Consider the following 7,694-nt stretch of genomic DNA (forward strand, 5'->3'; position numbering starts at 1 on the left):
CGGATCATCCTCTCGCGCGTCTGAGCTTGGCCATGCCGCCGATCCAGCGGTCGTGGTCGTCGGCCTTGCGGCGCACGTACGCGGCGACTTGGCCGTGCGGCAGGATCAGGAATCGGCCCTCCGCGAGCCCCGTGAACGCCGCCTCGGCTACGGCGTCAGGGCTGAGCAGGCCGTCGCGCAGAGCCGGCTCGCGCGGGGAGGCGCCGCGCACCATCGCCGTGTCGACGCCCTGCGGACACAGCGCGGCGACGCGGATGCCGTGATCGCGATGGGTGATCGCCAGGTGCTCGCAGAAGCCGAGCGCAGCGTGCTTGGTGGTGGAATAGGTGGCGCTGCCGATCTGGCTGAGGAGCCCCGCCGCGGAAACCGTGGCGAGGAAGCTCCCGGAGCGCCGGGCGATCCAATCCGGCAGCAGCGCCCGCGCCGCGTGGACGTGGCCCATGACGTTGACGGCCCAGGCGCTGGCCCAGTCGGCTTCCGCTGCGGAGGCCGCGTTCTCGGGATCGGGATCGCGGAGCAGGATGCCGGCATTCGAGGCGTAGACATCCACCCGGCCGTGGTTGCGGATCGTGTGCGCGACGAGGTCGGCGACGCTCTCGGCCTCGCCCACGTCGCAGGTCGCGGGCGTGCCGCCGACCTCGGCCGCGGTCTCGGCAGCGCCGGCCGCATCGATGTCGGCGGCGACGACCGTCGCGCCGTCCGCCGCGAACCGCGCGCAGAGGGCGCGGCCGATGCCGCCCGCAGCGCCGGTAACGACGACGATCCGAGCCATCGCGGTCAGGCCCCGGCCTTCACGGCGAAGGACCAGGCCGCGTCGGCGAGCTTGGGGACGCGGGCCGCCATGTCGGCGGCGTGGTCGCTCGCGGCGGTGCCGGCCTTCATCCGCCCGGCGATGCCCTGCAGGATGCCGACCAGGCGGAACAGGTTGTAGGCGAAGTACCAGTTCAGGTCGGGCAGGCCGTCGCGCCCGGTCTCGCGGCAGTAGAGCGCCACCGCCTCCGCCTGCGCCGGGATGCCGAGGCTCCCGAGGTCGAGGCCGCCGAGCGCGCTGCGCCCGTCCGCCGGCAGCACCCAGTGCATCAGCAGGTAGCTGAAGTCGGCGAGCGGATCGCCCAGCGTCGAGAGTTCCCAATCGAGCACCGCGGCCACGCGGCCGCCCGAAAAGATCATGTTGTCGAGGCGGTAGTCGCCGTGGACGATTGAGACGCGGTCCTGCTCCGGCACGGTCCGCGGCAGCCACGCGATCAGCCGCTCGGCCGCCTCGAGCCGGTCGCCCTCGGCGGCGCGGTACTGCCTGGTCCAGCGATCGACCTGGCGGGCGAAGTAGTTGCCCGGCCGCCCGTAATTGCCGAGCCCGATCGCGGTGTGGTCGGTCTGGTGCAGGCGCGCCAGTGTCGCGATCATCCCCTCGTAGACGCCGCGCCGTTCCGCCGGCCCGAGGTCGGGCAGGGCCGCGTTCCAGTGCACCGCGCCCTCGACCGCCTCCATCACGTAGAAGGCCGCGCCGATGACGCCGGCATCCTCGCACAGCGCGTCGGCGCGGGGCACCGGGAAGCCGGTGCCGTGCAGCGCCCGGATCAGGCGGTATTCGCGCTCGACCGCGTGCGCCGAGGGCAACAGCGGGCCGAACGGCTTGCGTCGCAGCACGTAGGCCCCGCCCGGCGTCTCCAGCCGATAGGTCGGGTTCGATTGGCCGCCCTTGAACTGGCGCAGCGCGAGCGGGCCGCGAAAGCCCGCCACGTGCCCGGCCATCCAGGCCGACAGCGCGGCCTCGTCGATCCGGTGGCGCGGGTCGACCGGCTTGGTGCCGGCGAAGGCGGCGTCCCCGGTCTCGCTCACGCGGCGGGGCCCGCGTTGCTGTGCCGGGCGAATTCCAGGCGCGCGATCGAGCGGTTGTGCACCTCGTCCGGTCCGTCGGCCAGCCGCAGGGTGCGGACGTGGGCGTAGGTCCGCGCCAGGTCGAAGTCGTCGGAGACGCCGGCGCCGCCATGGGCCTGGATCGCGTCGTCGAGCACCTTCAGCGCGATGCGCGGGGCGGCGACCTTGATCATCGCGATCTCGAGCTTGGCCGCCTTGGCGCCGACCTTGTCCATCATGTCGGCGGCCTTCAGGCAGAGCAGCCGCGTCATCTCGATGTCGATGCGGGCTTCCGCCACCCGCTGCTCCCAGACCGACTGGTCGGCCAGCCGCTTACCGAAGGCGGTGCGCGAGAGCAGGCGGCGCACCATCGCCTCCAGGGCGGCCTCGGCCGCGCCGATGGTGCGCATGCAGTGGTGGATGCGCCCCGGCCCGAGGCGGCCCTGGGCGATCTCGAAGCCGCGGCCCTCGCCGAGGATCAGGTTCTCGGCCGGCACGCGCACGTCGCGCAGGATCACCTCGGCGTGGCCGTGTGGGGCCTCGTCGTAGCCGAACACCGAGAGCATCCGCTTGATCTCGACGCCGGGCGCGTCGAGGGGCACGAAGATCTGGGATTGCTGTTGGTGGCGCGGCGCGTCGGGGTCGGTCTTGCCCATGACGATCGCGACCTTGCAGCGCCGGTCGCCGACGCCGGTGGACCACCACTTGCGGCCGTTGACGACGTAGTGGTCGCCGTCGCGGCGGATCGAGGTCGCGATGTTGGTCGCGTCCGAGGAGGCGACCTCCGGCTCGGTCATCAGGAAGGCGGAGCGGATCTCTCCGGCCATCAGGGGCTTGAGCCAGCGCTCCTTGTGCATCGCGCTGCCGTAGCGGTGCAGCACCTCCATGTTGCCGGTGTCGGGCGCCGAGCAGTTGAACACCTCCGAGGCCCACGCGATCCGGCCCATCTCCTCGGCGCAGCGCGCGTAGTCGAGGTTGGTCAGCCCGGCACCCCGGAATTCCTCGGTGTCGTGCTCGGGCGAGGGCGGCAGGAACAGGTTCCATAGGCCGGCCGCGCGCGCCTTCGCCTTCAGGCCCTCGATCGCCTCGGAGGGCGCCCAGCGGTCGGGCACGGTCTGCGCCGTCTCGGCCTTCACGGCGTCGAGCGCCGGGTAGACCTCGGCGGCCATGAAGTCGCGCACGCGCTTGAGCCAGCGCTCCTGCGTCGAGGACGGGGAAAAATCCAATGCTTCCACTCCCTGGGCCCGCCGACGTCATCGCGCGGCTGGGCGAAGGGACCGTACTCCCGCTTCGAATCGGGCGACAAGCCCCGACCGGGCCAGGCCTGAAAGATCGCGCCGGCCGTCTGCGACGGCGGCCCGGACCGGACGTGCGGTCCGTCGCAGGACGCAACCGCAAGGCGATCTCGGCGGACCGAAGACACGGCGTCAATCTTAATATTGGATGTTAGAAGCCCGAACACTATGGTGGTGGGTGGAATCGGTGGGATTCCGGACCAAGGATGCGTTCGTAACGCTTCGCTAACCAAGTCGATACGTCGAACGAGCGCACGCTTTACATAGAACAAAACAGGAACAAAATACGGTCATCGAAACGGAGTGACCGACATGCTCAAGCGGATGGTTCTGGTCGGCGTCGCGGAGTTCATGGCCTTCGGGCTGCTCGCGGTCGCGGTGGCGGGGTGGGCGGTAGCCTTGGCGCCGATCCGTTGACGGCGGCTCGCCGGCACAGGTTGCCGGCGCGGCCGTGCACAGGAGAATCGGTCGCGGACCCAGCGTCCCAAACGCCACATCGGCGGTGGATATCGGAGATCGCAGCGCGCCAGCCATCGACTCCTGCGGCCGAAGGACGGATTCCTGGGGCACCCGCACAAGGACCGTCATGGCGCGCCAGCTCAAGGAGGTCGGATTCGTCCACCTCCACGTCCACTCGTCCTATTCCCTGCTCGAAGGCGCCCTCAAGGTCGGCGACATCGTGAAGTCGGCGCTGGCCGACCATCAGCCGGCGCTCGCGCTCACCGACACCAACAACCTGTTCGGCGCGCTGGAGTTTTCCGAGAAGGCCGCCGGCGCCGGCATCCAGCCGATCGCCGGGATGCAGCTCTCGGTGGCGTTCGAGGCGATCGACCCGATGGCACGCGCCGCCAAGCCTCCCGGCAGCATCGTGGTGCTGGCCCAGGACGAGGTCGGCTACGGCAACCTGCTGCGGCTAGCGAGCCGCGCCTACTTCGACACCAACCTCGGCGACGCGCCCTGCGTGACCGCCGCCGCTCTCGCTGAAGCGTCGGACGGGCTGATCGCGCTCACCGGAGGCTTCACCGGGCCGGTCGACGCGGCCTTGCGCGCCAACCGCCCCGACCTCGCCGAGTCGCGCCTCGCGGCGCTGCGCGCGACGTTCGGCGAGAGCCGGCTCTACGTCGAGTTGCAGCGCCACGGCCTCGACGACGAGCGCCGGATCGAGGCCGAGCTGCTGCGCATGGCCGACCGCGACGGCCTCTCGATCGCCGCCGCCAACGAGCCGTTCTTCGGCAAGGCGGGCGATTACGACGCCCACGACGCCCTGCTCGCCATCGCCGACGGCCGCGTCGTCTCCGACGACCGCCGCCGCAAGCTCACCCGGCTGCACGGCTTCAAGACCCGCGCGGAGATGGCCGAGCTCTTCGCCGACCTGCCGGACGCCCTGCAGGCGACCGTCGAGATCGCGATGCGCTGCGCCGTCCGCGTCCGCACCCGCAAGCCGATCCTGCCGAACTTTTCCCGCGTCGCGGCGGGTGAGGCGGCCCCGAGGCAGGACACGCTGGCCGAGGCCGCGCCTGGCGTGCCGGCCGAGGTCGCCGCCGACGAGCCGACCGAGCTGCGGCGCCAGGCCGAGGCCGGCCTCGAGCTGCGCCTGCGGCAGCACGGGCCGTGCGAGGGCTTCACCGAGCAGAGCTACCGCGACCGCCTGGCGTTCGAGCTCGACGTGATCGTCGGGATGAAGTTCCCCGGCTACTTCCTGATCGTGTCCGACTTCATCAAGTGGGCCAAGGACCACGACATCCCCGTCGGCCCCGGCCGCGGCTCGGGCGCGGGCTCGCTCGTCGCCTACGCGCTCCTGATCACCGACCTCGACCCGCTGCGGTTCGGCCTGCTGTTCGAGCGCTTCCTCAACCCCGAGCGCGTCTCGATGCCGGACTTCGACATCGACTTCTGCGTCGAGGGGCGCGAGCGCGTGATCCAGTACGTGCAGGAGCGCTACGGCCACGAGCAGGTGGCGCAGATCATCACCTTCGGTACGCTACAGGCGCGCGGCGTGCTGCGCGACGTCGGCCGCGTGCTCGAGATGCCCTACGGGCAGGTCGACAAGCTGACCAAGCTCGTGCCGCAGAACCCGGCCAACCCGGTGACGCTGGTCCAGGCGATCGAGGGCGAGCCCAAGCTGCAGCAGGCGATGGAGGAAGAGCCGGTCGTCGCCCGGCTCATGGAGATCGCCAAGAAGCTCGAGGGCCTGCATCGCCACGCCTCGACCCACGCGGCCGGCGTCGTCATCGGCGACCGGCCCCTGGAGCAGCTGGTGCCGCTCTACCGCGACCCGAAGACCGGGATGCGCGTGACCCAGTTCAACATGAAGTGGGTCGAGGCCGCGGGCCTCGTGAAGTTCGACTTTTTGGGCCTCAAGACGCTCACCATGCTGCGGTGCTGCACCGACCTGTTGGCGCAGCGCGGTGTGATCGTCGACCTCGCGGCACTGCCGCTGGACGACGAGAAGACCTACGCGCCGATGGGCCGTGGCGAGACGGTCGGCGTGTTCCAGGTGGAATCGGCCGGCATGCGAAAAGCGCTCTGCGAGATGCAGGCCGACCGCTTCGAGGACATCATCGCGCTGGTCGCCCTCTATCGGCCGGGCCCGATGGCCAACATCCCGGTCTATTGCGAGCGCAAGCTCGGGCGCGACGCCGGCAACGAGGCGACGTGGTATCCGCACCCCAAGCTGGAGCCGGCGCTGAAGGAGACCTTCGGAATCATCGTCTACCAGGAGCAGGTGATGGAGATCGCCAAGCTCCTGGCCGGCTACTCGCTGGGCGAGGCCGACATGCTCCGGCGCGCCATGGGCAAGAAGATCCGCGCGGAGATGGACGCCCAGCGCGAGCGCTTCGTGAAGGGCTGCATCGAGGGTGGGCTGACCAAGCCCAAGGCTAACGAGATCTTCGACCTGCTGGCGAAGTTCGCCGATTACGGCTTCAACAAGAGCCACGCGGCCGCCTACGCCCTGCTGACCTACCAGACCGCCTACCTGAAGGCGAACTATCCGGTCGAGTTCCTCGCCGCCGCGATGAACCTCGACATGGACAACACTGACAAGCTCGCCGAATTCCGGCAGGATGCGCAGCGCCTCAAGATCGTCGTCGAGCCGCCCTCGATCAACACGTCCGGCGTCACCTTCGAGGTGCATGAGGGCCGCATCCGCTACGCGCTGGCCGCGATCAAGGGCGTCGGCCGCGAGGCGGTGAAGTCGATCGTCGAGGCGCGCGGCGAGCGGCCGTTCGAGGACCTCGCCTGCCTCGCCCGCCGGCTCAACCCGCGTCACGTCAATAAGCGCACCCTGGAGAGCCTGGTGGCGGCCGGGGCCATGGACGGCATCGAGCTGGATCGCGCCCGGGCGTGCGCCGCGGTCGAGCCGATGATGAAGCTCGCCCAGGGCGCGGCCGAGGCGGAGACCGCCGGCATCAGTGACATGTTCGGCGGCGTCACCTCCACCGACGTGAGCCTGCGCATCCCGGCCTACGAGGGCTGGCCGATGGCCGAGAAACTGAAGCGCGAATACGAGGCGATCGGCTTCTTCGTCTCGGGCCATCCCCTCGACGAGTATCAGGACCTGCTGGGCAAGCTCCGGGTGCAGAGCTGGGCGGAGTTCTGCCGCTCGGTCCGCGCCGGCACGTCGAGCGTCGGCAAGGTCGCCGCCTCGGTGCTCGATCGCTCGGAGCGCCGCACCAAGACCGGGAACAAGCTCGGCATCGTCACGCTCTCGGACCAGACCGGGCATTTCGAGGCGATCATCTTCTCCGAAGGCCTCGGACATTACCGCGAGATCCTGGAGCCGGGCCAGCCGCTGGTGCTGCAGCTCCAGGCCAACCTCGAAGGCGAGGACGTTCGCGCGCGGATCCTGGCCGCCGAACCCCTCGACGCTGCGGTGGCCCGTTACCAGAAGGGCATGCGGATCTACCTGCGCGACGAGGGTCCGATCGGCGCCGTGCAGCAGCGCCTCGCCATGCGCGGGGAGGGCGAGGTCTCGCTCATCCTGCTCCTCGACGGCGGCGGGCGCGAGGTCGAGATCAAGCTGCGCGACAAGTACCAGGCCACCCCGCAGATCGCCGGGATGCTGCGCGCGGTGCCGGGCGTGGTGCAGGTCGAGGTGAACTGAACCGCGCCGCCACTGGCGTCGCGTTCACGATCCGCAAACCACGTTCGACGGGAATCGCCCGGACACCCGGCCGGGGTGCGCTGGCGCAACTTCGTCAAAACCAAGCGATCCTACACAGCCTCGCTTAACCAAGCGGGACAGGGTCGATGCGGACGAAGGTGGTGCTGGCGCTGACGGTGGTCGTCTACCTGACGACGGGCCGGGCTCCGGGCTTGCGCGAGCTGCGCAACCCGGATGCGGAGCATGGCGGCGGGCGCGTCACCATCGCGCTCAAGCGCACCTGGGTCTGAGGAGGCGCCGCGACGCTCGACGTCGGTCGGAACGAAAAAAGGGCTCCTCCCATCCGCCGCGGCGGCATGGGAGGAGCCCTTTTTGCTGCGCGGGCTTCGCGAACGAAGCCCGCACCGACGTCGATGTCAGTACTTGCGGACGAGGGG

General features: G+C 70.3%; 5 protein-coding genes. 2 read left to right on the top strand and 3 right to left on the bottom strand.

Going from position 1 to position 7,694, the window contains the following annotated elements; genetic code table 11:
• Nucleotides 1–4: 4 nt before the first annotated feature.
• The 3 genes from MFF13_RS16830 to MFF13_RS16840 are packed head-to-tail and all read right to left on the bottom strand — an operon-like array spanning nucleotide 5 to nucleotide 3,083.
• Complete coding sequence (locus MFF13_RS16830; RefSeq protein ID WP_373322564.1) at nucleotides 5–781, bottom strand: SDR family NAD(P)-dependent oxidoreductase; 777 nt, start codon at nucleotides 779–781, stop codon at nucleotides 5–7.
• Complete coding sequence (locus tag MFF13_RS16835) at nucleotides 778–1,839, bottom strand: phosphotransferase family protein (RefSeq protein ID WP_238272553.1); 1,062 nt, start codon at nucleotides 1,837–1,839, stop codon at nucleotides 778–780. Before MFF13_RS16835 ends, MFF13_RS16830 begins: the two co-directional genes overlap by 4 nt.
• Nucleotides 1,836–3,083: an acyl-CoA dehydrogenase family protein gene (locus MFF13_RS16840; RefSeq protein ID WP_147764893.1), complete on the bottom strand. Its 1,248-nt coding sequence runs from the start codon at nucleotides 3,081–3,083 to the stop codon at nucleotides 1,836–1,838. Before MFF13_RS16840 ends, MFF13_RS16835 begins: the two co-directional genes overlap by 4 nt.
• 655 nt (nucleotides 3,084–3,738) lie before the next feature.
• Between MFF13_RS16840 and dnaE the strand changes: the two genes are divergently transcribed.
• The gene (gene dnaE, locus MFF13_RS16845; RefSeq protein ID WP_147827950.1) at nucleotides 3,739–7,257 is read left to right on the top strand and encodes a DNA polymerase III subunit alpha; all 3,519 of its coding nucleotides are present in this window, start codon (nucleotides 3,739–3,741) and stop codon (nucleotides 7,255–7,257) included.
• A gap of 146 nt (nucleotides 7,258–7,403) precedes the next feature.
• On the top strand, nucleotides 7,404–7,547 hold the full coding sequence (locus MFF13_RS16850) for a hypothetical protein (RefSeq protein WP_187275110.1): 144 nt from the start codon (nucleotides 7,404–7,406) through the stop codon (nucleotides 7,545–7,547).
• The last annotated feature ends 147 nt before the right edge of the window (nucleotides 7,548–7,694 follow it).

Source organism: Methylobacterium cerastii (assembly GCF_022179125.1).
Classification (GTDB): Bacteria; Pseudomonadota; Alphaproteobacteria; order Rhizobiales; family Beijerinckiaceae; genus Methylobacterium; species Methylobacterium cerastii.

What these genes read in the sequence shown, in the direction of transcription:
- MFF13_RS16850 (WP_187275110.1), top strand. Translation starts at nt 7,404, where the DNA reads ATGCGGACGAAGGTGGTGCTGGCGCTGACGGTGGTCGTCTACCTGACG.
- dnaE (WP_147827950.1), top strand. Translation starts at nt 3,739, where the DNA reads ATGGCGCGCCAGCTCAAGGAGGTCGGATTCGTCCACCTCCACGTCCAC.